General features: G+C 34.8%; 17 protein-coding genes and 3 rRNA genes. All 20 read left to right on the top strand.

Translation table 11 applies throughout. The features are described 5' to 3' along the window. Window positions 1-71 precede the first annotated feature (71 nt). The 20 genes from CAV_RS06900 (at window position 72) to atpA (ending at window position 24,086) form a co-directional block, all read left to right on the top strand. A complete protein-coding gene (locus CAV_RS06900; RefSeq protein ID WP_094325782.1) occupies window positions 72-1,118 on the top strand; it encodes an extracellular solute-binding protein in 1,047 nt (348 codons plus the stop codon). A gap of 107 nt (window positions 1,119-1,225) precedes the next feature. Beyond that, entirely contained in the window at window positions 1,226-2,083 is an 858-nt protein-coding gene (locus CAV_RS06895) for an ABC transporter permease (protein ID WP_094325781.1), read from the top strand. Beyond that, on the top strand, window positions 2,064-2,840 hold the full coding sequence (locus tag CAV_RS06890; protein ID WP_094325780.1) for an ABC transporter permease: 777 nt from the start codon (window positions 2,064-2,066) through the stop codon (window positions 2,838-2,840). The genes CAV_RS06895 and CAV_RS06890 overlap by 20 nt, the downstream gene beginning before the upstream one ends. Continuing rightward, a complete protein-coding gene (locus tag CAV_RS06885; RefSeq protein WP_094325779.1) occupies window positions 2,840-3,832 on the top strand; it encodes an ABC transporter ATP-binding protein in 993 nt (330 codons plus the stop codon). The genes CAV_RS06890 and CAV_RS06885 overlap by 1 nt, the downstream gene beginning before the upstream one ends. After that, window positions 3,826-4,467, top strand: a complete 642-nt coding sequence (locus CAV_RS06880; RefSeq protein WP_094325778.1) for an HAD family hydrolase — start codon at window positions 3,826-3,828, stop codon at window positions 4,465-4,467. The genes CAV_RS06885 and CAV_RS06880 overlap by 7 nt, the downstream gene beginning before the upstream one ends. 964 nt (window positions 4,468-5,431) lie before the next feature. After that, a 16S ribosomal RNA gene (locus CAV_RS06875) occupies window positions 5,432-6,944 on the top strand. A gap of 1,018 nt (window positions 6,945-7,962) precedes the next feature. Continuing rightward, window positions 7,963-11,010: ribosomal RNA gene (locus CAV_RS06870) — 23S ribosomal RNA — on the top strand. A gap of 349 nt (window positions 11,011-11,359) precedes the next feature. Further along, window positions 11,360-11,476: ribosomal RNA gene (gene rrf, locus CAV_RS06865) — 5S ribosomal RNA — on the top strand. Together the 16S, 23S and 5S rRNA genes form the textbook arrangement of a ribosomal RNA operon. Before the next feature lie 594 nt (window positions 11,477-12,070). Next, window positions 12,071-13,162: a Cj0814 family flagellar-dependent secreted protein gene (locus tag CAV_RS06860; RefSeq protein ID WP_094325777.1), complete on the top strand. Its 1,092-nt coding sequence runs from the start codon at window positions 12,071-12,073 to the stop codon at window positions 13,160-13,162. A gap of 233 nt (window positions 13,163-13,395) precedes the next feature. Next, window positions 13,396-14,364, top strand: a complete 969-nt coding sequence (locus tag CAV_RS06855; protein ID WP_094325776.1) for a Cj0814 family flagellar-dependent secreted protein — start codon at window positions 13,396-13,398, stop codon at window positions 14,362-14,364. A gap of 296 nt (window positions 14,365-14,660) precedes the next feature. After that, window positions 14,661-15,239 (top strand): cytochrome c3 family protein, encoded by a 579-nt coding sequence (locus CAV_RS06850; RefSeq protein ID WP_169711641.1) that lies wholly within the window; start codon window positions 14,661-14,663, stop codon window positions 15,237-15,239. 1 nt (window position 15,240) lies between these two features. Beyond that, window positions 15,241-17,763 (top strand): molybdopterin guanine dinucleotide-containing S/N-oxide reductase, encoded by a 2,523-nt coding sequence (locus CAV_RS06845; protein ID WP_094325775.1) that lies wholly within the window; start codon window positions 15,241-15,243, stop codon window positions 17,761-17,763. Between the two features lie 96 nt (window positions 17,764-17,859). Then, the gene (gene fmt / locus CAV_RS06840) at window positions 17,860-18,783 is read left to right on the top strand and encodes a methionyl-tRNA formyltransferase (RefSeq protein ID WP_245807399.1); all 924 of its coding nucleotides are present in this window, start codon (window positions 17,860-17,862) and stop codon (window positions 18,781-18,783) included. Next, complete coding sequence (locus CAV_RS06835) at window positions 18,737-19,390, top strand: biotin--[acetyl-CoA-carboxylase] ligase (RefSeq protein ID WP_094325774.1); 654 nt, start codon at window positions 18,737-18,739, stop codon at window positions 19,388-19,390. Before fmt ends, CAV_RS06835 begins: the two co-directional genes overlap by 47 nt. Beyond that, a complete protein-coding gene (locus tag CAV_RS06830; protein WP_094325773.1) occupies window positions 19,387-20,169 on the top strand; it encodes a ParA family protein in 783 nt (260 codons plus the stop codon). The genes CAV_RS06835 and CAV_RS06830 overlap by 4 nt, the downstream gene beginning before the upstream one ends. An 8-nt stretch (window positions 20,170-20,177) precedes the next feature. Next, a complete protein-coding gene (locus CAV_RS06825; protein WP_390088993.1) occupies window positions 20,178-21,041 on the top strand; it encodes a ParB/RepB/Spo0J family partition protein in 864 nt (287 codons plus the stop codon). A gap of 68 nt (window positions 21,042-21,109) precedes the next feature. Further along, entirely contained in the window at window positions 21,110-21,535 is a 426-nt protein-coding gene (locus CAV_RS06820; RefSeq protein WP_094325772.1) for a F0F1 ATP synthase subunit B family protein, read from the top strand. Between the two features lie 9 nt (window positions 21,536-21,544). After that, window positions 21,545-22,048, top strand: coding sequence for a F0F1 ATP synthase subunit B (locus tag CAV_RS06815; protein WP_094325771.1), 504 nt, complete (start codon window positions 21,545-21,547; stop codon window positions 22,046-22,048). Beyond that, entirely contained in the window at window positions 22,048-22,569 is a 522-nt protein-coding gene (locus CAV_RS06810) for a F0F1 ATP synthase subunit delta (protein WP_094325770.1), read from the top strand. Before CAV_RS06815 ends, CAV_RS06810 begins: the two co-directional genes overlap by 1 nt. 11 nt (window positions 22,570-22,580) lie before the next feature. After that, window positions 22,581-24,086, top strand: coding sequence for a F0F1 ATP synthase subunit alpha (gene atpA / locus CAV_RS06805; protein ID WP_094325769.1), 1,506 nt, complete (start codon window positions 22,581-22,583; stop codon window positions 24,084-24,086).

Below are 24,086 nucleotides of genomic sequence, written 5' to 3'. Positions count from 1 at the left end.
ATCAAACAAAATGTTTCCAAAATGTTTTTAAACCTTAGTAAATTTTCATAAAAATTTTTTAAGGAGTTTTTATGGGTAAAATATTTAACTTAGCAGCTCTTGCTGTCTTTTGCCTTAGCTTAAATGCAAAAGAAATTGATAGCACTTTAATCAAGGCAGCACAAAAAGAAGGTAGGGTAAATTCCCTAGCTATGCCTGATACTTGGGCAAATTGGAAGGATACTTGGGCTGATCTTAAAAGGCTTTATGGCTTAGAACACAGCGATACAGATATGAGCTCAGCTCAAGAAATAGCTAAATTTAAGGCTGAAAAGAAAAACGCTAGTGCAGATATAGGAGATATTGGAATTTCCTTTGCTGATATTGCGGTAAAACAAGGAGTTACCCAGCCTTTTAAGACAAGTTATTGGGATGAAATTCCTACTTGGGCTAAGGATAAGGATGGACACTATGTACTAGCTTACACAGGAACTATAGCCTTTATAGTAAATAAAGAAGTGATTAAGGATATACCTAAAACTTGGCAGGATTTGCTTAAGGGAGATTATAAGATAACAGTAGGAGATGTAAGCGTAGCAGCTCAAGCTGTAAATGCTGTATTGGCCGCAAATTTTGCACTTGGAGGAGATGAGAAGGATTTAAGCCCTGCCTTAAACTTTTTTAACACACTTGCAAAGCAAGGAAGGCTTATAAATAATGATGTAAGTGTTGCAAATTTAGAAAAAGGTGAGCTTGAAGTGGGGCTTGTTTGGGATTTTAATGGACTTGGATATAGAGATAAGGTTGGAAAAAACCGCTACGAGGTTTTAATACCAGCAGATGGCTCTGTGACATCAGGCTATACAACCATAATCAACAAATACGCCAAGCACCCAAACGCAGCAAAACTAACAAGGGAATTTATACTTTCTGATAAGGGGCAAATAAATTTAGCCAAGGGTTATGCAAGACCTATAAGGATAGACTTTTTAGACTTGCCAAAAGAGGTAAAAGATAAGCTTTTGCCAAATGAACAATACAAAAACGCAAAAACTATAAAGGATTTTAAGGCTTGGGAAAAGACAGCTAAGACTTTGCCGCAACTTTGGCAGGAAAAAGTTATAGTTGATATGAGATAGATGATGAGAAAAAAACTTATCTTTATCTTGCTTGATGGCTTAACTTATGAAATTTTAGGCTTAAAGCACAGCAAAAAGATGAATTTAGGACTTTTAAAGGATAAAAGATGAAAGCTAAAATTCTTGCCCTGCTTTGCATAAGTCCTTTTTTTATAGTATTTTTTCTTTTTATGATAGCACCTTTAATTTATATCATCATAAATGCCTTTTATGTAGAGGAGCTACAAAGCTACTCACTAGCAAATTTTATAAGCATTTTTGAGTCAAAATTTTATATGCAAAGTCTTATAAACTCCATACAGCTTTCCTTTTTTTCAAGCATAATAGCTCTTTTTGTGGGCTTACTTACAGCTTACTCCGTGCAAGCCTTAAGCCCTTCTAAGCTGAGTGCATTTTTACTATCGCTAAATACTATGATAAGTAATTTTTCAGGCGTTCCTCTAGCCTTTGCCTTTATCATAGTGCTTGGCACTAATGGCGTTTTTTCTGTATTTTTAAAAAGTATTGGTATAGAGCCTTTTGTAACTATTTATTCTAATTTTGGCATAAACATAGTTTATATATATTTTCAACTTCCACTTGCCATACTACTTTTATATCCAGCCTTAAAAGTGCTTGAAAATTCACAAGCTAATGCTTGTAAGATGCTAGGAGGCTCATTTTTATTATACTTTGTAAAGATAGCTCTACCCTTGCTAGCTCCTGCACTTTTAGGCGTTTTTGTGATACTTTTTGCAAATGCCCTTGGTGCCTATGCTACTATCTATGCACTTAGCTCTGGTAATTATAATGTAGCGCCGGTTAGGATTGGCGCTTTAATAGCAGGAGATATTACGCTTAATCCCTATCTAGCCTCTGCCTTAAGCTTAATCTTAGTTGTGCTAATGCTCTTTGTTGTGGCTATATCAAATTTACTCTCTAAAAGATATAATTTTAAGGATTTTAATGAAAGAAAAGTTAAGTAAGAGTGCCAAATTTTATCATTATACTATTTTAAGCCTTGTGTTTTTATTCTTAGCCCTGCCTATACTAGCTACCTTTTTATACTCTCTTTCCTCATCTTGGTCTGTGAGTGTATTGCCAGATAGCCTTACACTTAAGTGGTATAAGATGCTTTTTTATGATGAGAGATTTATATACTCTTTGCTTCGCTCACTTTATGTATGCTTAGCTTCTTTGTTTCTTTCTTTTGCTTTGATTTTTCCTTTGGTGCTAGTTTCTAACTTATATCTAAAAAGATTAAAGCCTTTTATAAATTTCTTAGTTCTTATGCCCTTTGCTGTGCCTCCTATCGTAACTTGTGTGGGGCTTTTAGAGCTTTATTCTGCTTCTTTAGGTGCTTACATACTTATCTTTGCTTATTTTACCATAGCCTTACCCTTTATATACAGAGCCTTAGAAAATGCTATATCTGGTATAAATTTAGATGAGCTAATCGCCTCAAATGCTATCTTAGGAGGCTCTTTGCTTGGAGCTATTTTTAAGCTAATAATTCCTAGTCTTAGAAAAGGACTTTTAGTGGCTTTTTTCCTGTCTTTTTCTTTTTTGATAGGCGAATTTTTATATGCAAATATCTTAGTTGGCGGTGCTTATGAGACCTTACAGGTTTATCTTTATACTATTAAAAATCAAAGCGGACATTACTCAAGTGCCTTAGTTATGGTGTATTTTTCACTTATTTTCATAGCTACTTTTTTAGCATCTTTATTAAAGGATAAATAATGCCCTTTTTAAAAATAAAAAATTTCAAAAAATACTATGGGGATAAAATGATCTTTGAGGATATAAATTTTACTCTTTCAAAAGGAGAATTTCTAAGTCTTTTAGGTCCTAGCGGTTGCGGTAAATCCACGCTTTTAAGGTGTATAGCAGGACTTAGTGAGCCAAATTTTGGTAAGATAATCCTAGATGATAAAGATATAAGCAAACTAGCTCCTCAAAAAAGAAATATCGGTATGGTTTTTCAAAACTATGCCTTGTTTGAAAATTTAACCGTCTTTGAAAATGTAGCCTTTGGACTTAGGATAAAAAAAGAGAGCAAAAAAGACATAGAAAAAAGGGTTAAAAAAATGCTAAAGCTTGTGGAGCTTGAGGATTTTGCTAAGGCTTATCCTCACAGGCTAAGCGGAGGACAAATGCAAAGGGTGGCACTGGCTAGATCTCTTATTACCAAGCCTAAGCTACTCTTGCTTGATGAGCCTTTATCAGCTCTTGATGCAAAGATAAGAAAGCATTTAAGAGTGCAGATAAAAAAGATAAGCAAGGAGCTAAACTTAAGCACGATTTTTGTAACTCATGATCAAGAAGAAGCCTTGGAATTAAGTGATAAAATCATCCTAATGAATGAGGGTAAGATAGTGCAAAACTCAAAGGCAAACGAGCTTTACTTAGAGCCTAAAAATCACTTTGTAGCCTCTTTTATAGGATCTTATAATATACTTACTGTGAAGGATTTAGCTAAACTTGGTTTAAAACATCCCTTTACAAAAGACATCGCCATAAGACCTGAAAGCATAGAGCTAAGCAAGGAAGGGCTAAAAGCTGTGATAAAGGAAAAATCCTTGCTTGGAAATGTGATAAGATATAAGCTTAGTGTAAAAGATATTGAGCTTAAGCTTGATACCTTGAATTTTAGTTCTTATAGCGGCTTTAAAGAAGGGGATGAGGTTAATATAAAATTAAATTTAAATCTTGCAAAGGAGCTTTCTTGCTAGTTTTATTTGATCTTGATGATACCTTGATAAATGGCGATTGTGCTAAGCTTTGGATAAACTTTTGTGTAGAAAAAAAGATTTTAAACGAAGCTGCCCTTGAAAAAAACGAGGCTTTTAAAGAGCAGTATAAAAATAATAGCCTTGATATGAGTGAATTTATGCACTTTTTCTTAGAAAGCGTTAAGGATAAAAGCTTAAAAGAAGTTAATTTTCTTGTAGCTGAGTTTATAAAAAAGGATATAAAGCCCTTTAAAGAGGCTTTAGAGCTTGTGAAATCTTACAAAGATGAAAGAAAAATCATAATTTCTGCAAGTGCTGATTTTTTAGTAAAAAAGATAGCCAAGATCTTTGATATAGATGAGGTTATAGCTATAAATTGTGAGCTTATAGCTGATAAATTTAGCGGAAAAACTAAGGGCGTATATAGCTTTAAAGATGGCAAGGTGCTAAGACTTAAGCAGTATTTAGGCAAGGACTATGAAAGCTTGATAAAAAAATCTATCTTTTATAGTGATTCTATAAATGACTTGCCACTTTTAGAATCTGTTAAAAAGCCTGTAGTTTGCAACGGCGATGAAAAACTTTTGCAAATAGCTAGGCAAAGAGGATATGAAATTCTAAATTTCAAAGCTTAGAAGTTTTTTTTGCACGAAATTTGCAAGGTTTAAATTTGTTCTTGCTTGGAGCAAAAACTGCTGAGATATATCTATTATATTTACATTCCATTGCTTTTTATGAAATTTTATAGTTAGGTTTGAAAAAAAGAGTTTGCGTTATATTGTTATAAAATTATGTGTCTCCAACCCCAAAACCACTGCGCCTAAATTCATACAACTCTTTATTTAAGTAAAATTTTTAATTTCTTAACTCATTTATCTAAATTTAACACCCCACAACGAAATACATTTTTATACTTTTCCACATATTATTATGTGTTTATTTTTTATCACATTTTTTTAAAATTCTCATGTTGTTGATTATCATATACTATCATATTTTTTCATTTTTTTCACAATTGATTATCATATAACTACATGTTTATTGTACCTCTAATCATGCTATTTCCATATGTTTTGATACATTCTCACATGCTTTTTTTATCACATTATTTCAAAATTCTCACATATCTCACATATTTGATTATATTTGATTATATTTGATTATATTTGATTATATTTGATTATATTTGATTATATTTGATTATATTTGATTATATTTGATTATATTTTTATCTCCCTTTAAGCTTAGTTATATATAATTTCATTTCCTTTTTTTATTTTTTAAACCCTAAAGCCTTTTATAGTGCTTTCATGAGAGTTCTAAAAAACAAAGAAAGTTTAAAATCAAACAAAGCTTTTATATAGACTTGTTTATAATTTAATTTAAATTCTAGTCTAAATAATCTAGCTCATTGATTTTATTTTTGTTCTTTAATTTATCATTGTTTTATTTATTTATACTTCGTCAATCTTTGAAATCTAAATAAGTGATCGATTGAGCCAGAACAAGCATAAGTGTATTAACTTATGTTTTTATTTAAAACTTTTTCTTTGAAATGAAAAAGATTAAACTTATCCATATTTACTGAAAAGTAAATATCTTATGGAGAGTTTGATCCTGGCTCAGAGTGAACGTTGGCGGCGTGCTTAACACATGCAAGTCGAACGATGAAGCCTTTAGCTTGCTAGAGGTGGATTAGTGGCGCACGGGTGAGTAAGGTATAGTTAATCTGCCTTGCACTGGGGGACAACATTTAGAAATGAGTGCTAATACCCCATACTCCACTATAACACAAGTTATAGTGGGAAAGTTTTTCGGTGCAAGATGAGACTATATAGTATCAGCTAGTTGGTAAGGTAAAGGCTTACCAAGGCTATGACGCTTAACTGGTCTGAGAGGATGATCAGTCACATTGGAACTGAGACACGGTCCAAACTCCTACGGGAGGCAGCAGTGGGGAATATTGCGCAATGGGCGAAAGCCTGACGCAGCAACGCCGCGTGGAGGATGACACTTTTCGGAGCGTAAACTCCTTTTCTTAGGGAAGAATTCTGACGGTACCTAAGGAATAAGCACCGGCTAACTCCGTGCCAGCAGCCGCGGTAATACGGAGGGTGCAAACGTTACTCGGAATCACTGGGCGTAAAGGGCGCGTAGGCGGATTATCAAGTCTCTTGTGAAATCTAATGGCTCAACCATTAAACTGCTTGGGAAACTGATAGTCTAGAGTAAGGGAGAGGCAGATGGAATTGGTGGTGTAGGGGTAAAATCCGTAGATATCACCAAGAATACCCATTGCGAAGGCGATCTGCTGGAACTTAACTGACGCTAAGGCGCGAAAGCGTGGGGAGCAAACAGGATTAGATACCCTGGTAGTCCACGCCCTAAACGATGTATGCTAGTTGTTGGGGTGCTAGTCATCTCAGTAATGCAGCTAACGCATTAAGCATACCGCCTGGGGAGTACGGTCGCAAGATTAAAACTCAAAGGAATAGACGGGGACCCGCACAAGCGGTGGAGCATGTGGTTTAATTCGAGGATACGCGAAGAACCTTACCTGGGCTTGATATCCAACTAATTCTTTAGAGATAAAGAAGTGCTAGCTTGCTAGAAAGTTGAGACAGGTGCTGCACGGCTGTCGTCAGCTCGTGTCGTGAGATGTTGGGTTAAGTCCCGCAACGAGCGCAACCCTCGTCCTTAGTTGCTAACAGCTCGGCTGAGCACTCTAAGGAGACTGCCTTCGTAAGGAGGAGGAAGGTGGGGACGATGTCAAGTCATCATGGCCCTTATGCCCAGGGCGACACACGTGCTACAATGGCATATACAATGAGACGCAATACCGTGAGGTGGAGCAAATCTATAAAATATGTCCCAGTTCGGATTGTTCTCTGCAACTCGAGAGCATGAAGCCGGAATCGCTAGTAATCGCAAATCAGCCATGTTGCGGTGAATACGTTCCCGGGTCTTGTACTCACCGCCCGTCAAACCATGGGAGTTGATTTCACTCGAAGAGGGGATGCTAAACTGGCTACTCTCCACAGTGGAATCAGCGACTGGGGTTAAGTCGTAACAAGGTAACCGTAGGAGAACCTGCGGTTGGATCACCTCCTTTCTAGAGTACATAAGTAATAAGTCTCACAACTATTACTTAAGCTCAATCATCCTTGTTTAGATTTTAAAGCTTGAATGAAGATATAGATAAAACGATGAGAGGTTTTTTGATTTTTAAATTATTGATTTGAATTTCTCTTGCAAAAATCAAACGGTAGTTTTTTAAAATTCAGTTTTTCATCTCTTTATTTTATTTTTTAGAACTTTAAGTGCCATTCTTGCATTGTCTATACATATAAATTTTTCTTTATAAAATTCACAAGTTGTTACTCATTTTTCTATGTCCAAATTTAACTGCTAGATTGCTCATTCATTGCTTAATTTGCCCCCTCCCTCAACATTTTCTTTACAATCTCAATAATCCTTCCCCCCCCCCCCCAACCCTTCCAACCTCAAACCCCAAACCAAATAAAAAACCAAAAAACCAAAAAACTTAAAAACTTAATTATTAAATTTAACTATTTTTAAGTTTAGTTTCGTATAATTTCAACTTTCACTTTGCATATTCATGTGAGTTTTACTCCTTACTTATGTTTTAGTGTTGTTCTTTTATTTATTATTGTTAAGAGTCACAAGCAAGTTTTATAAAAACAATTTTACTGAACTTGTTAAAGCGAGTTTAAATTTTAATTCTCATACTTTTATTATGACTTTTTTATGTTTTTATATTGCATATATAAACTAATATAGCTAGTAGTAATTTAAGTATATAAATAAATCTAGCATTCACAAGCTAGACTTTCCGTCTTGATTTAAGATTTTACTCATACTATAAACTTTAACAAGGAAGTGATGCGTTTTAGAATAAAGGTAGAAGTTAAATTAAATTTAACTTTTATGCACTAATCTTAAATTAAGAAGTAATACAAGCTTTTATTTTTTAATCTAGTTTATAAATTTAAGCTTTTATATAGTCCTTACCCTTTTATTTAGTCTATTAGCTTAGGCTAGGACGGGCTAGGCCTTTAGTATTGCTTCTTAGTCAAGGCTTTGCCTTGACGTTAAAGAAGATTAGAAATAGGTAAGCTACTAAGAGCGAATGGTGGATGCCTTGGGTAGTAAAGGCGATGAAGGACGTACTAGATTGCGATAAGCTAGGGGGAGCTGTCAAGGAGCTTTGATCCCTAGATTTCCGAATGGGGCAACCCAGTGTATAGAGATATACACTACCATTTATGGAGCGAACGTAGGGAATTGAAACATCTTAGTACCTACAGGAAAAGAAATCAATAGAGATTGCGTTAGTAGTGGCGAGCGAACGCGCAAGAGGGCAAACCCAGTGCTTGCACTGGGGGTTGTAGGACTGCAATATGCACTAAGTAAATCTAGCAGAACATTCTGGAAAGTATAGCCACAGAGGGTGATAGTCCCGTATGCGAAAGATGAACTTTAGCTAGCAGTATCCTGAGTAGGGCGGAACACGTGAAATTCTGTCTGAAGCCGGGTCGACCACGATCCAACCCTAAATACTAATACTACACCGATAGTGCACAAGTACCGTGAGGGAAAGGTGAAAAGAACGGCGGTGAGCCGAGTGAAATAGAACCTGAAACCATTTGCTTACAATCATTCAGAGCCCTATGTAGCAATACAGGGTGATGGACTGCCTTTTGCATAATGAGCCTGCGAGTTGTGGTGTCTGGCAAGGTTAAGCACACGCGAAGCCGTAGCGAAAGCGAGTCTTAATAGGGCTATTAAGTCAGATGCTGCAGACCCGAAACGAAGTGATCTATCCATGAGCAAGTTGAAGCTAGTGTAAGAACTAGTGGAGGACTGAACCCATAGGCGTTGAAAAGCCCCGGGATGACTTGTGGATAGGGGTGAAAGGCCAATCAAACTTCGTGATAGCTGGTTCTCTCCGAAATATATTTAGGTATAGCGTTGTGAAGTAACTAAAGGGGGTAGAGCACTGAATGGGCTAGGGCATACACCAATGTACCAAACCCTATCAAACTCCGAATACCTTTAGTGGTATCACAGCAGTCAGGCGGCGAGTGATAAAATCCGTCGTCAAGAGGGAAACAACCCAGACTACCAGCTAAGGTCCCTAAATCTTACTTAAGTGGAAAACGATGTGAACTTACTCAAACAACCAGGAGGTTGGCTTAGAAGCAGCCATCCTTTAAAGAAAGCGTAATAGCTCACTGGTCTAGTGAGTTTGCGCGGAAAATATAACGGGGCTAAAGTAAGTACCGAAGCTGTAGGCTTGCACACAACTTAGATTATTTAAGTTTAGAATATTAAAAACTAAGTTATATTTTTACTGATTTTTATGAAGTCAAAGATATGAGTAAAACTTAGTAAAATCAGTAAAAATATTCTTAGGATAAACTTATAGATAGTTTAAGTTGTGTGTAAGCGGTAGGAGAGCGTTCTATTTGCGTCGAAGGTATACCGGTAAGGAGTGCTGGAGTAAATAGAAGTGAGCATGCAGGCATGAGTAGCGATAATTAATGTGAGAATCATTAACGCCGTAAACCCAAGGTTTCCTACGCGATGCTCGTCATCGTAGGGTTAGTCGGGACCTAAGACAAGTCAGAAATGGGTAGTTGATGGAAAGCTGGTTAATATTCCAGCACCAACAGCAGTGTGCGATGGAAGGACGCTTAGAGCTAAAGGGAGCTAGCGGATGGAAGTGCTAGTTCAAAGATGTGGGAGGTCATATAGGCAAATCCGTATGGCAATACTCTGAGGTCGATGAGAATTTTGAAGTCTTCGGATGGATAGAAATTCCCTTGATGCTGTCGAGCCAAGAAAAGTTTCTAAGTTTAGCTGCTGTTGCCCGTACCGTAAACCGACACAGGTGGGTGGGATGAGTATTCTAAGGCGCGTGGAAGAACTCTCTTTAAGGAACTCTGCAAAATAGCACCGTATCTTCGGTATAAGGTGTGGTTCGCCTTGTATTAGGATTTACTCCGAAAGCAAGGAAACTTACAACAAAGAGTCCCTCCCGACTGTTTACCAAAAACACAGCACTCTGCTAACTCGCAAGAGGATGTATAGGGTGTGACGCCTGCCCGGTGCTCGAAGGTTAATTGATGGGGTTAGCATTAGCGAAGCTCTTGATCGAAGCCCGAGTAAACGGCGGCCGTAACTATAACGGTCCTAAGGTAGCGAAATTCCTTGTCGGTTAAATACCGACCTGCATGAATGGCGTAACGAGATGGGAGCTGTCTCAAAGAGGGATCCAGTGAAATTGTAGTGGAGGTGAAAATTCCTCCTACCCGCGGCAAGACGGAAAGACCCCGTGGACCTTTACTACAGCTTGACACTGCTATTTGGATAAGAATGTGCAGGATAGGTGGGAGGCTTTGAGTATATGACGCCAGTTGTATATGAGCCATTGTTGAGATACCACTCTTTCTTATTTGGGTAGCTAACCAGCTTGAGTTATCCTCAAGTGGGACAATGTCTGGTGGGTAGTTTGACTGGGGCGGTCGCCTCCCAAATAATAACGGAGGCTTACAAAGGTTGGCTCAGAACGGTTGGAAATCGTTCGTAGAGTATAAAGGTATAAGCCAGCTTAACTGCAAGACATACAAGTCAAGCAGAGACGAAAGTCGGTCTTAGTGATCCGGTGGTTCTGTGTGGAAGGGCCATCGCTCAAAGGATAAAAGGTACCCCGGGGATAACAGGCTGATCTCCCCCAAGAGCTCACATCGACGGGGAGGTTTGGCACCTCGATGTCGGCTCATCGCATCCTGGGGCTGGAGCATGTCCCAAGGGTATGGCTGTTCGCCATTTAAAGCGGTACGCGAGCTGGGTTCAGAACGTCGTGAGACAGTTCGGTCCCTATCTGCCGTGGGCGTAAGAAGATTGAAGAGATTTGACCCTAGTACGAGAGGACCGGGTTGAACAAACCACTGGTGTAGCTGTTGTTCTGCCAAGAGCATCGCAGCGTAGCTAAGTTTGGAAAGGATAAACGCTGAAAGCATCTAAGCGTGAAGCCAACTCTAAGATGAATCTTCTCTAAGTTCTGTGCAAGACTAGCACTTTGATAGGCTGGGTGTGTAATAGATGAAAGTCTTTTAGCTGACCAGTACTAATAGAACGTTTGGCTTATCTTATTAAGCATCACTTCCTTGCTAAGGTTTATATAGTTGGAAATGTTTTTAAAACTTGCTCTTAACATTGTTTTTTAAGTGTTTTTATACTTAGGAAAGATTGTTAAATTTAAGGTGAGATAGATTAAGGTTTAAAAGATAAATAATTAAAAGCTTTAAGTGCTTTAAATTTTAAGCTTAATTATCAAAGAAATTAAATCTTTAAACTAAGATATGAGAATAAAAGCTAAAGTAAAATAAAGATTTATCCTAAATTAAAAAGCTTTTATAAACTTAAGAGCTACTTTTATTCTTAAAGCTTAAGATATTATCTTAGTTTTTTAAATAGCCTTAAAAACATTTAAATAACAATGTCCGTGATTATACAGATGTGGAAACGCCTTGCTCCATCCCGAACCAAGAAGCTAAGCACATCGTGGGTGATGATACTACGCCTTACTGGCAGGGGGAAAGTAGCTCATTGCGGACTTGTTTATATATACTTTAACTGCTTTTATTATTTTTTTTATCTTTCTTTTTTGGCTTTGTATTAGTTTTTATTCTTTGTCTTGGTTTTAGTTTTTGCTTGGCTTTTTATCGGCTTTTGCTTTGTTTTTTTTCTTTGCTTAATTTTATAGCCTTTTAATTGCTTTGTTTGTGGCTTTATTGTTTTTCTTGAGTTTTTTCTAAATAGGGTTTTGTTTCTTTGTTTTTTATTTATATAAGTTGTTGAAATTTTATTGTCTTTTATTTTTTATTTGTTATAGATTTTATTTAATTTTTTCTTTACTTTTTATTTATATTTGTTTTTGCTTGATTGTGAAGTTTGTTTATGGTTTGATTGATTGGATTGCGGGTTTGTGGTTTTAACTTTGATTTTACTTCCATTTTTTGGCTTGCCTTGTAGTTTTTGTGATTTTAGAATATCGTATTTGTTGATGTAGATACGGTTTTTCTTATTAATTATATTCTATTGAGCATTTTTATAAACATGAATTTAAAACTAAACTTTTTTCTAAATTTGACGATAAGCTTCACAGTTCATGAAAATAAATTTTTAAAAAAGAATAAATAAGGCTTTTTAATGTTCATATCTAACAACTTAAATTTATACAGTCAAAATTTAGAAAATATTAAAAATCAAAATTTATCTTTAAACAAAAATTTAAATCAAAATTTAGTCAAAGACAAAAGCCAAGCTGTAAGTGAAATTTTAGGCTATGGTGTAGATAGTGAAGGCTTTTTTACAAGTGATTTTAATGAAAAAACAGGATTACCAAAAGATTATAAAATTTATGCAAAGGATATAGAAAATTTAGTAAATTCTTACAAAAATAAAGATATTTTTACAAGCATAGACATAGCAAAGAGTATGCAAAATGCTTACAAGGTATTTTCTGCTTTAAAGCTTGGTAACAAAGATTTTATGAGCAATGAGGACTTAAAATCTTTAGCTATCGGATATGAACTTGATATAAAAAATTTAACTGTGATAAAAACTTATGAAAAGTATGATGAATTTAACTCAAAGATAATGAGTTCAAATGCAAATTTGCTAGGACATTTACCAAGTTCTTTGCATTTTACCTTTTCTAACTTTGAAGTAAAACAAAATTTAGATATAAATCAGCTTTTACAAGGATTAAGCAAAGAAGCTTATTTAAAAGATGATAAGCTAAGCAAAAGCGGTCTTTTTGTAAGCTTTTTTAAAAATTCTCCCCACAGGGTTATGATAGAAGGTAAAGCTACTGTGCTTGGTATGAGTGCTGGTTTTGGTAGAATAGAAAGTGCCTTAGCTATAGAGCTTAATGAAATTCTAACAAGTGGAAATTTAGATGATTTTAAAACTATCTTAAGTCTTATGTCAAAGCACGATGATATAACAGAATTCAAAAAAGAAATGCTAGAATTACAAATTCCACTTAATAAAAACCCTCAAACAGATAATTTAAACAATAAAAATAATTCAGACAATTATAACCCAACTCCTAAAGATAAAAAGCCCTTCACCCCCATACAAGCTGAAAGTAAAAGTGAAACTTTTACTTATGATGATATAGCTAAAAACTTCTTTTTATCTTTTTTAGAAAATGAAAGAAAAAAGGGGACTGATGTGTTAGAATTATTAGAAAAGTTATTTAAAGTAGATAAGAGTAAGATAGATTTTAAAGTGTGATATATTAAAAAAGTTTAAATTTAAAAATAATCTTAGATAAAAAGTTAAATTAATTAAAATTTTAAATTTTAAGATAAATAATAAATTTATATAAAGATTAAATTAAAAATTTAACTTTACTTTCTTACACAAGATATAAATTTAAACACTAAATTTCATAAAGCTATTTTCAAATTTGACGATTTGTTTTACTGTATAAAATTAAGAAATATATTAATCTTCTTGGGAGTAAAATGAATATATCTTTTTTGTCTAATAATTTTAATACAAATAATAATATTAACTATAAAGTTTTAAAAAATAATCAAGCAAGTGTGTACAAAAACCAAAACGAAGTCTTAGGCTATGAAATAGATAAAGAGGGATATTTTACAAGCGAGTTTAACAAGGCTGCAAATATCCCAGCTGATATAAAAATTCACTCAAGCACTATGCAAAGTTTGGTTGATTTTTGGGCAAATAAAAATACTAGCTCTATGATTAAGGTGTTCGAAAATATAGACATAGCAAAGACTGTTGGCAATGCTTATAAAATTTTATCTCAGCTCATAGATAAGGATACTCTAGATTCAAAAGCAAATTTTACCTTAGATGAGATAAAAAATTTGCCTCAAGGATATGAGTTTAATCGCCAAAGTTTAAAAATAGATAAGATAATAGATAAAGACTATGAAAATTTAAGTTTATCTTTTGATTATAACAACAACAATGACATAAAAACAAGCCCTTTGTTTTTTAGTGTAGATGATATATTTAACAATAATAATAAAAAAGATGGTTATGATTCTTTTTTCGATACCACTGCTGATAAATATACAAATACTGATGGCTCTATCACTAAAGGAGGACTTTTAGTAGCTATAATAAACGCAAATATGTATACAATAGAGGGCGAAACTACTAGATGGGGTAAAATAACAGGCTTTGATAAGTCTATGAGTTTGCAAGAGGTAAGAAGTGCTTGGAATGATGGTAATGTATTAAAATTTGATCCAAATAATCCCGTGATAGTGCAAGGAGCTGGGATAGTCGATAAAGATGCAAATAGAAGCAAAGATTCAGAATATAAATATACAGATCCACTCACACAGATGTTCGAGGATATGCAAAAAGCTCATAAAGAATTATTAGAAAGACTTGAGGCAAAAAGAAGGGAAGATGCTTTAATACAAGCAAGAAAAAGACTTGATTTTAGGGCTTGAAGTAAATTTACTTACATCTTGGCAAAAAATTTATCGAAATCTTAAAGCTTTCAAATTTTGTCTCAGGCTATATCTACTAAAATTTGCAAACAAAATTATTTCTAAATCAAACTTCTTTATATGAAATTCACATCTAAGCTTTTTTAAAATACACAAATTTAAAATTATATCAATAAAGAATAATATAAAATATCCATTTATACAAAATTTATTTCATAGTATTGCTTTATTTAAGAATAATATTATTTTAAATTCGCAAAAATACTAAAGATTTAATTTATTACAGGCGGTGAATTATGAAAAAAATTCTGTTATTTTCTGTGCTGATGCTAAGTTTATCTTTAGCCAATACAAACAAATACACAGATAAGGTTGTATCTCTTTATCTCAACAAAGATGATACTAAGGTTCAAGGTAGGTTGCTTCCTACAAATCCTTTTCAAGTTGTAAGAACAGAGGGCAACAAGGTCTTGCTAAGGATTAGCGGCTATGTAAACCCTGCGGCTCCGTCGGTTTTGTATTTCAACAACAGCCAAAGGATTATAGTTGCAGCCTTTTCAAAGAATGCTCCTTTGAAATTTAAAAGCAAAGCTGCAGGAACGGCTACTAGGTGGGGCAGAGCAACTATTGAAGTTTGGGCTGATAAGCAAGATTTTGCGAGCTCAGATAAAGAAATGCTAAGCAGAGCAAGAAGCTTATACGCAGATAATTGCGGAATTTGTCACACGGTTCATAAAGAAAATGAATTTACAGCAAATCAATGGCCAGCGCAGTTTCGCTCTATGGCTGATAGAACCGGCATAGCAAAAGAGGACAGATGGCTTGTCATAGAATATTTGCAAAAAAATGCAAGAGATTTTAAGAAAGGAAAATAATATGTCTTTAGATAGAAGAAAATTTTTAAAAATCGGTGCTGGTTTAAGTTTCCTACCTTTAGTTCCAAGTCTTGTTTCTGGTAAAACAGTTCAAGCTTCAAGTATAAATTCTGGCTTAGTTAGAAATGGAACAGTAATTACTGCAGCACACTGGGGAATTTTAAAACTAACTATTAAAGATGGCAAAATCACAAAAAGTGAGCCTTGGGAAAAAATCACAAACAATGACAACCCTTTGCAGCATTACACAGCAGACATGGTCTATAAATCCCGCGTTAAATATCCTTATGTTAGAAAGAGCTATCTAGCAAATCCAAACAACCCAAAACCTGAGTTAAGAGGCAAGGAAGAATTTGTTAGAGTAAGTTACGACCAGGCTATAAAGCTTATAGCTAGAGAGCTTAAAAAAACTAGGGATAGTAAAGGAGTTCAAGCGATTTTTGGCGGAAGCTATGGTTGGTACTCATCTGGTAGGGTTCATAACACTAGGGTTTTATTACACAGATTTTTAAATGTTACAGGAGGCTTTGTTGGGGTTTCAGGAGATTACTCAACTGGTGCTTCACAGGTTATAATGCCTTATGTAATGGGTTCTTTAGAAGTTTATGAGCAACAAACATCTTGGGAAAGTATATTAAAAAATTCAAAAATAGTAGTTATTTGGGGTTCTGACCCGCTTTCAACTCTAAGAATTGCTTGGGGTGTAAATGATCAAAGAGGGCTTCAGTATTTTGATAAGCTAAGAGATAGTGATATTAAGGTGATTTGTATAGACCCGGTTAGAACTCAGACTTGCAAATACTTAAAGGCTGAATTGATAAGCCCTAGACCAAATACAGATGTTGCTATGATGCTTGGAATGGCCTCTCACCTAATATCTGTAAATAAAGTCAATTATGAATTTTTAGACACTTATACGGTTGGTTTTGCGAAATTTAAAGATTATCTTGATGGCAAGAGTGATGGTGTGAAAAAAGATACAGCTTGGGCTAGTAAAATTTGCGGACTAGATGAAAAAGTAATCAAAAGTCTAGCAGAGCAGTTTTATGACAATCCTACCATGATAATGAGCGGTTGGGGTATGCAAAGAGCACATCACGGAGAGCAACCGCACTGGATGATTGCCACTCTTAGCGCTATGTTAGGACAAATAGGCACGCCAGGAGGAGGCTTTGGCCTTAGTTATCACTACTCAAATGGCGGTGTTCCAACCTGCAAAGGCGGTGTTTTAGGTGGAATTACAGCAGGTTCTGTTGGAATTTGGAAAAATGGTAAATTTGTTGGTATGCCAAAGGCAAATCAAGCTTCAGGCGGTCCTGCTTGGCTACAGCAAGGTACATCATACACCTTTCCTTTAGCAAGAATAGCTGATGTTTTGCAAAATCCTGGCAAAACTATAAAGCATAATGGTAAAACTGTAAAATATCCAAAAATAGACTTTATCTATTGGGCTGGTGGCAATCCTATAGTTCATCATCAAAATACAAATAATTTCGTAAAAGCTTGGAGAAAACCGCGAACAGTTGTTGTAAATGAGATTTATTGGACGCCTACTGCAAAAATGGCCGATATAGTTATGCCTGCTACTTCATCTTATGAAAGAGATGATATCGCTATGACAGGGGATTATTCTAATATGCATATAACTCCTATGAAGCAAGCTGTCTTGCCAGAGGGCGAAAGCAGAGATGATTACACGATTTTTGCTGATTTGTGTAAAGTTTATGGCCAAAAAGTTTATGATGCATACACAGATGGCGGCAAAACCCCTATGCAGTTGATTAAAGAATACTACGATAGTGCTTATAAGCAAACTCAAGCTTATGGTGCTGAATTTGCCACTCCTATGCCTGTATTTGAGGAATTTTGGGCTAAGAATGAGCCTATTAAATTTGATGAAACCATGGAAAGTATAGAGTGGGTAAGACATGCTGAATTTATAGAAGACCCTATTTTAAATGCTTTAGGAACTGAATCAGGCCTTATTGAAATTTATTCTAAAAGCATAGAAAAATACAAATACAAAGACTGCAAGCCACATCCTGCTTGGTTTGAACCAGCTGAGTATTTGGGTAATGCAACACCTGAAGCGCCTTTTCACTTGCTTACAAATCACCCGGCCAATAGGCTTCACTCTCAGCTTTGCCATACATCACTTAGAGATGAGTACGCAGTAAATGGCAGAGAGCCTATTTTAATCAACAAAGCTGACGCTAAGAAATTAGGCATTAAAGATGGCGATGTTGTGAGGGTCTTTAATAAAAGAGGTCAGGTTTTAGCTGGTGCTGTGGTTAGCAATGATATTATGCCGGGCGTTGTGAGATTATGCGAGGGTGCTTGGTATGACCCTGATGATAACGGTCTTTGCAAGTATGGAAGTGCAAACTGTCTAACCTTAGACTTACCAACCTCAGAATTAGCAAATGGCAATATCTCTCACACAGGACTTGTGAATATAGAAAAATTCACAGGAGAGCTCCCGGAAGTTACCGCATTTTCTGCTCCTAAGGGTGCTGAAAATTAACAAAAAAAAGAAAGCTCTTTAAGAGCTTTCTTTTTATCTAAGCTTTATTTTCTTTTCGTTATCATTTGGCTTTCAAATTTTTCTTTAGGTTATTTTATGGGTGTTAAAAATTCTATCGTTTTTATGGGAACTCCAGCTTATGCTGCCAAAATTTTATCAAGCTTAATAGAAGAGAATTTTAATATTTTAGCAGTTTTTACTCAAAGCGATAAGGCGGTTGGACGCAAACAAATCATTAGCCCAAGTGCTGTAAAACTTATAGCTCTTGAGCATAATCTAAAGGTATTTACCCCATCAAATTTAAAAGATGCTGAAGTTATAGACACTATAAAGGCTTTAAAGCCAGATTTTATAGTTGTTGCTGCTTATGGAAAAATTTTACCTAAAGAAATACTTAATATATGTCCTTGCATCAATCTTCACACATCTTTGCTGCCAAAATACCGCGGTGCAAGTCCTATACAAAGTGCTATATTAAACGCAGATAAAATTAGCGGTGTTTGCACTATGCTTATGGATGAAGGGCTTGATAGCGGGGATGTATTAGAAAGCATTGAGCTTGAAATAAAAGATAAAAGAGCGGATGAAGTTTTTGATATGTTTAGTTTAAAGGCCTCAAGTCTTTGTATTAGCACCTTAAAAAATTTCGCAAAAATTGCTCCTAAAAAACAAGATGAAAGTAAGGCTACATTTTGTAAAAAAATCAGCAAAAGTGATGGACTCATAAATTTAGACGAGGCTAGGGCTGTGTATCAAAAATTTTTAGCCTTTTATCCTTGGCCTGGAATTTTTTTAGATACCGGACTTAAATTTATAGATATAAGCTTGCTGGATGAAAGCAGCGTAAATGACAAGGCTAAGATTTTGGAAATAAGAGGCGAGGATGTGGTTTTATCTTGCAAAAAAGGAACTTTGTTGATACATAAATTGCAAGAACCTGGCAAAAAAATTTGCACCGCAAAGCAGTATTTAAATGGAAAAAGGCTTAAAAGTGGAGATTATTTGTATCCAAAGCGTTGATTCAACTCATACCTTTATGTGCGATAAAATTCGCAGCAAAGAGATAGATAAGGAGCTTGCTATTTACGCTCTTAATCAAAACAATGGTGTAGGCAGCAGGGATAATGAGTGGCAGAGCAAGCCGGGCAATCTACATCTTAATTTTTGCTTAAAGCAAAGTTCTTTGGTTGCTGATTTGCCCTTAAATTCCATAAGTATTTATTTTGGCTTTTTAATGAAGTCTGTTTTGAATAAAAATGGCTCTAAGGTTTGGCTTAAATGGCCAAATGATATTTATCTTGATGATAAAAAAGTGGGTGGCTTGATAAGTGCAAAGATTGATGATTTTATTGTGGTTGGTATTGGATTAAACCTAAAATACGCCCCGCCTTATGCAACCGTGCTTGACATAGATATTGGTTTAGAGGACTTAATACAAGAGTATTTAAAAGAAATTGAAAAAAAAATTTCGTGGAAGCTGATTTTTAGAAATTATATAGTAGAATTTGAAAAATCAAGAGCTTATAAGGTACATCTTCATGGGAGGGAATACTCTTTACAAGAGGCTTCTTTGTATGAAGATGGTTCTATTTTACTTGAAAACAAAAGGATGTATAATTTAAGATGAGTGAAGTAATAGCTATAGCCAATCAAAAGGGCGGTGTCGGGAAAACTACAACAGCTATAAATTTAGCAGCGTCTTTAGCCGTAGCCGAGAAAAAGGTATTATTGATAGATGTTGACCCACAAGCCAATGCAACTACCGGACTGGGCTTTAATAGAAATAATTATGAATATAATATGTATCATGTATTCACAGGCAAAAAGAAATTTGCTGATATTATCTTAAAAACCGAACTTTTAAAATTGCACCTAGCGCCGTCAAATATAGGCTTAGTAGGTGTAGAGCAAGAGCTTGCTAAGGATGAAACGGTTGAACTTAAGACTGTGCTTAGAAATAGATTGCAAGAGATAATTACTGATTATGATTATATAATCATAGACACTCCGCCAGCCCTAGGCAGCATAACTGTAAATGCTTTTGCAGCTAGCGATGGTGTTATAATACCGGTTCAGTGCGAGTATTACGCATTAGAAGGCGTTGCCATGGTTTTAAATACCATAAAGATAGTTAAAAAAACCATTAATCCAAAACTAAAGGTTAAGGGCTTTTTACCTACTATGTATAGTGCTACCAATAATATATCTAAGGTTACTTTTGAGGATTTGAAACAAAATTTCAAGGAGCATTTGTTTGTAAATACTGACGCAAATGAAGATTTTATAATAGTTCCTAGAAATGTAAAACTAGCTGAAAGTCCAAGCTTTGGCAAACCTATCTTGCTTTACGACATCAAGTCGCCAGGTTCTATAGCTTATAGGAATTTAGCTTCCGCACTTATGTAGGGATAGTTATGGCAAAGAGAATGGTATTAGGCAGAGGATTAAGCAGTATTTTAGGTGATGTTGATGAGGCTTACGGTAAAGAATTAGGCTTTAGTACTAGCTCGGTTGAAGAGATTGATATAGATAAAATTCAGACAAATCCATATCAGCCACGCAAGCATTTTGACGATGAGTCCTTAAACGAATTAGCTGATTCTATAAAACACTACGGTTTAATACAACCTGTGGCCTTACTTAAAAAAGACAACCATTCTTATATTTTAGTAGCGGGAGAAAGGCGGTTTCGTGCTTGTCAAAATTTGGGAATGACTAGCATAAAAGCTTTTATTTTAAAAGAAAATGAAGATAAATTGAGAGAATTAGCCTTAATTGAAAATATACAAAGAGCAAATTTAAATCCCATAGAGCTAGCTCTATCTTATAAAAGCTTGATAGAAGAATACAAGATAACCCAAGAAGAGCTATCATCCATAATACACAAATCGCGAACCCAGATTACAAACACCCTGAGATTATTATCTTTAAGCAAGCAAACTCAGGATTTAATAGCCTCAAACAAGCTTTCACAAGGACATGCCAAGGTACTTGTAGGCCTTGATTTAAACGATGAAAAAAAGATAGTTGATACCATAATAGGTCAAAAATTGAGTGTTAGAGAAACTGAGAATTTGATTAGCAAATTTAAAAATAATTCCAAAAAAACAGATAAAAAATCAGATAAAGAGCTTGATTTGAATTTAGAAAATGAGCTTAATAAATTAAAAATATCCTTTGAAAAGTTAGGATTAAAGTGCTCTTTAAATAAAAATAAATTAAGCATTACTTTAAACGATGTGGAAAAAATTAAACAGTTGAGTAAAATATTGAACTAAAAATTTTGCTAATTTTCCATTTTTAGTTATAATTAAAAACTATTAAGAAATTGTAAAGGTAATTTATTATGTTTGATGATGTCCATTTGTCCACCATGCTTACTACTATTATTGTATTTTTACTAATGATTTTTGCTTTAAATTTGCTACTTTACAAACCACTTTTGAAATTTATGCAAGAAAGAGATGAGAGTATAAGAAGTGATGAGGAGAAAGTTAAGCAAGATTTCAAAGAAGTGTCTAATGTTGCCGAGGAACTAGATAAAATCAAACAAAATACTAGAGAAGAAATAGCTAGAATTAAACAAAAAGCTATAGAAAGTGCCAAGGCTGAAGCTGAAGCTGAGATGAGTAAAAAAAGAAAAGAGTTAGAGGATAAAATGCTTTTATTTTATAAAGAATTAGCCAAAGATAAAGAAAAGCTAGAAGGCGAACTCAAAGCTTTTGTGCCTGAGTGGAAAAATGCCTTGAATGCTAATATAAAAAATATATAGGATTATTTTATGAGAGTTTTATTATTTTTACTGTGTTTTTCATCTTTTGTCTTAGCTGCTCCAAGTGGCTCTGGCGAGTATGATATAGTTCCTAGAACTGTGAATTTTATAATTTTTGTTGCTATATTGTTCTATCTTTTAGCCAAGCCTGTTAAGTCTTTTTATCTAAACCGTATAGCAAGCATATCATCTAGATTAGAAGATATACAAAAAAAGGTTTTAGAAAGTAAGAACAAAAGATTAGAAGCTATCAAAAGTCTAGAAGATGCAAAAAAAGAATCAGTTAGCGCCATATCTTTAGCACACAAAGAGGCTGAAAATATAGCAAAAAAGATAAAAAGTGATGCAAAGAATGATATGTTGATTTTGGAAAAAGCATTTGATGAACAACAAGCTTACGAGTCTAGAAAAATGCAAAAAGATGTTATAGCCAAGGCTTTGTCTGAGATTTTTGATGAGAATTCTTTGAAGCAAGATGATATTGTAAATATAATACTTAAAAAGGTATCTTAATGAATGATGTGTTAGCTAAGAGGTATGCTAAAGCCATATTAAATAGAAAAGATTTTGACGATTTTTTTGAGTCTTTATCTGCTATAGATTTAGCTTTTTCCTCATCAAAATTTGTTGATGTTATAAATTCTTTTGACATAAAAAAAGAAGATAAGCTTTCTTTAATCTTGTCTTTTTTTGATAATCCAAAAGAGAGTATAGTTAATTTTTTGAAAATTTTATTGCATAATTCTAGATTAGCCCTAATCCCAGATATAGTCCTTGAATTAAAAAGACAAAAGGCTTTAAAAGAGCAAATTTATAGTGGGATTGTGTATTCTAAGGATTCTATAGAAGCTTCAAAGCTTAAAAAGCTTGAAGAGTCTCTGTCAAAGAAATTTGCTGTTAATATTAAGCTTGATAATAAGACAGCACAAGATAGCGGTGTTAAGATTAGCCTAGATGAGTTAGGATATGAAATATCCTTTTCTATGCAAACTTTTAAAACAAAAATAAGTGATTATATACTTAAAACAATTTAAGGAGAAATGGTATGAAAATTAAAGCTGACGAGATTAGCTCTATCATTAAGGAAAAAATTGAGAATTTTGATTTAAACCTTGAAATAGAAGAGACAGGAAGGATTATCTCCATAGCTGACGGTGTTGCTAAGGTTTATGGTCTTAAAAATGTTATGGCCGGGGAGATGGTTGAGTTTGAAAATGGCGACAAAGGTATGGCTCAAAATTTGGAAGAGTCTAGTGTAGGTATAGTTCTTTTAGGAAAAGGTGATGGTTTAAAAGAAGGAAGTTCGGTAAAAAGATTAAAAAAACTACTTAAAGTTCCGGTTGGAGAAGCCTTGATAGGACGCGTGGTAAATGCTTTGGGTGAGCCTATAGATTCTAAAGGTGGTATAGATGCTACTGAATTCCGCTTTGTAGAGGAAAAGGCCAAGGGTATTATGGCTAGGAAGAGCGTTCACGAGCCTTTACAAACGGGTATAAAGGCTATAGATGCTTTGGTTCCTATAGGTAGAGGTCAAAGAGAGCTCATAATAGGCGATAGACAAACCGGAAAAACAACAGTTGCCATAGATACTATAATCAATCAAAAAGGTCAAGGCGTTGTATGTATATATGTTGCCATAGGTCAAAAGCAAAGCACTGTTGCTCAGGTTGTTAAAAAACTAGAGGAACACGGTGCTATGGAATATACCATAGTTGTTAGTGCTGGCGCCTCAGATCCTTCCGCTTTGCAATACCTAGCTCCTTATGCTGGTGTTACCATGGGAGAATATTTTAGAGACAACGCAAAACATGCTTTAATAGTATATGATGACTTGTCAAAACACGCTGTTGCTTACAGAGAAATGTCTTTGATATTAAGAAGACCTCCAGGCCGTGAAGCATATCCGGGCGATGTTTTTTATCTTCACTCAAGATTGCTAGAAAGAGCTGCAAAGCTTAATGATGATTTAGGTGCAGGCTCTCTAACAGCCCTTCCTATCATAGAAACACAAGCTGGCGATGTTTCTGCATATATTCCTACAAATGTTATTTCTATTACAGATGGACAAATTTTCTTAGAAACAGATTTATTTAATTCCGGTGTAAGACCTGCTATAAATGTTGGTTTATCTGTATCTAGAGTTGGTGGTGCTGCACAAATTAAGGCTATAAAGCAAGTTTCTGGAACTTTAAGACTAGACCTTGCTCAGTATAGAGAATTGCAAGCTTTTCTTCAGTTTGCTAGCGATCTAGACGAATCTAGTAGAAAGCAGATAGAAAGAGGGCAAAGGCTTGTGGAAATTCTAAAACAAGCACCTTACTCCCCTCTTGCAGTTGAAAAGCAAGTTGTTTTAATATTTGCTGGAACTAGAGGATTTTTAGATGGTATAGAAGTATCTAAGATAGGCGAATTTGAAAGTGGACTTTATAGTTTTATAGAAGCAAAGTATCCTGATATTTTCGAAACCATTAGAAGTAAAAAAGCCTTAGATAAAGAATTGGAAGAAAAAATTCAAAAGGCTTTGAGTGAATATAGTTCAACTCATATATAA

The sequence above is a fragment of the Campylobacter avium LMG 24591 genome (genome assembly GCF_002238335.1).
GTDB lineage: Bacteria > Campylobacterota > Campylobacteria > Campylobacterales > Campylobacteraceae > Campylobacter_D > Campylobacter_D avium.
Note: the sequence above shows the minus strand (reverse complement) of the source record. Positions and strands in the feature narration are given on the sequence as shown.

Coding starts and splice junctions, on each gene's coding strand:
- CAV_RS06900 (WP_094325782.1), top strand. CDS start 72: ATGGGTAAAATATTTAACTTAGCAGCTCTTGCTGTCTTTTGCCTTAGC.
- CAV_RS06895 (WP_094325781.1), top strand. CDS start 1,226: ATGAAAGCTAAAATTCTTGCCCTGCTTTGCATAAGTCCTTTTTTTATA.
- CAV_RS06890 (WP_094325780.1), top strand. CDS start 2,064: ATGAAAGAAAAGTTAAGTAAGAGTGCCAAATTTTATCATTATACTATT.
- CAV_RS06885 (WP_094325779.1), top strand. CDS start 2,840: ATGCCCTTTTTAAAAATAAAAAATTTCAAAAAATACTATGGGGATAAA.
- CAV_RS06860 (WP_094325777.1), top strand. CDS start 12,071: ATGTTCATATCTAACAACTTAAATTTATACAGTCAAAATTTAGAAAAT.
- CAV_RS06855 (WP_094325776.1), top strand. CDS start 13,396: ATGAATATATCTTTTTTGTCTAATAATTTTAATACAAATAATAATATT.
- CAV_RS06850 (WP_169711641.1), top strand. CDS start 14,661: ATGAAAAAAATTCTGTTATTTTCTGTGCTGATGCTAAGTTTATCTTTA.
- CAV_RS06845 (WP_094325775.1), top strand. CDS start 15,241: ATGTCTTTAGATAGAAGAAAATTTTTAAAAATCGGTGCTGGTTTAAGT.
- fmt (WP_245807399.1), top strand. CDS start 17,860: ATGGGTGTTAAAAATTCTATCGTTTTTATGGGAACTCCAGCTTATGCT.
- CAV_RS06835 (WP_094325774.1), top strand. CDS start 18,737: ATGGAAAAAGGCTTAAAAGTGGAGATTATTTGTATCCAAAGCGTTGAT.
- CAV_RS06830 (WP_094325773.1), top strand. CDS start 19,387: ATGAGTGAAGTAATAGCTATAGCCAATCAAAAGGGCGGTGTCGGGAAA.
- CAV_RS06825 (WP_390088993.1), top strand. CDS start 20,178: ATGGCAAAGAGAATGGTATTAGGCAGAGGATTAAGCAGTATTTTAGGT.
- CAV_RS06820 (WP_094325772.1), top strand. CDS start 21,110: ATGTTTGATGATGTCCATTTGTCCACCATGCTTACTACTATTATTGTA.
- CAV_RS06815 (WP_094325771.1), top strand. CDS start 21,545: ATGAGAGTTTTATTATTTTTACTGTGTTTTTCATCTTTTGTCTTAGCT.
- CAV_RS06810 (WP_094325770.1), top strand. CDS start 22,048: ATGAATGATGTGTTAGCTAAGAGGTATGCTAAAGCCATATTAAATAGA.
- atpA (WP_094325769.1), top strand. CDS start 22,581: ATGAAAATTAAAGCTGACGAGATTAGCTCTATCATTAAGGAAAAAATT.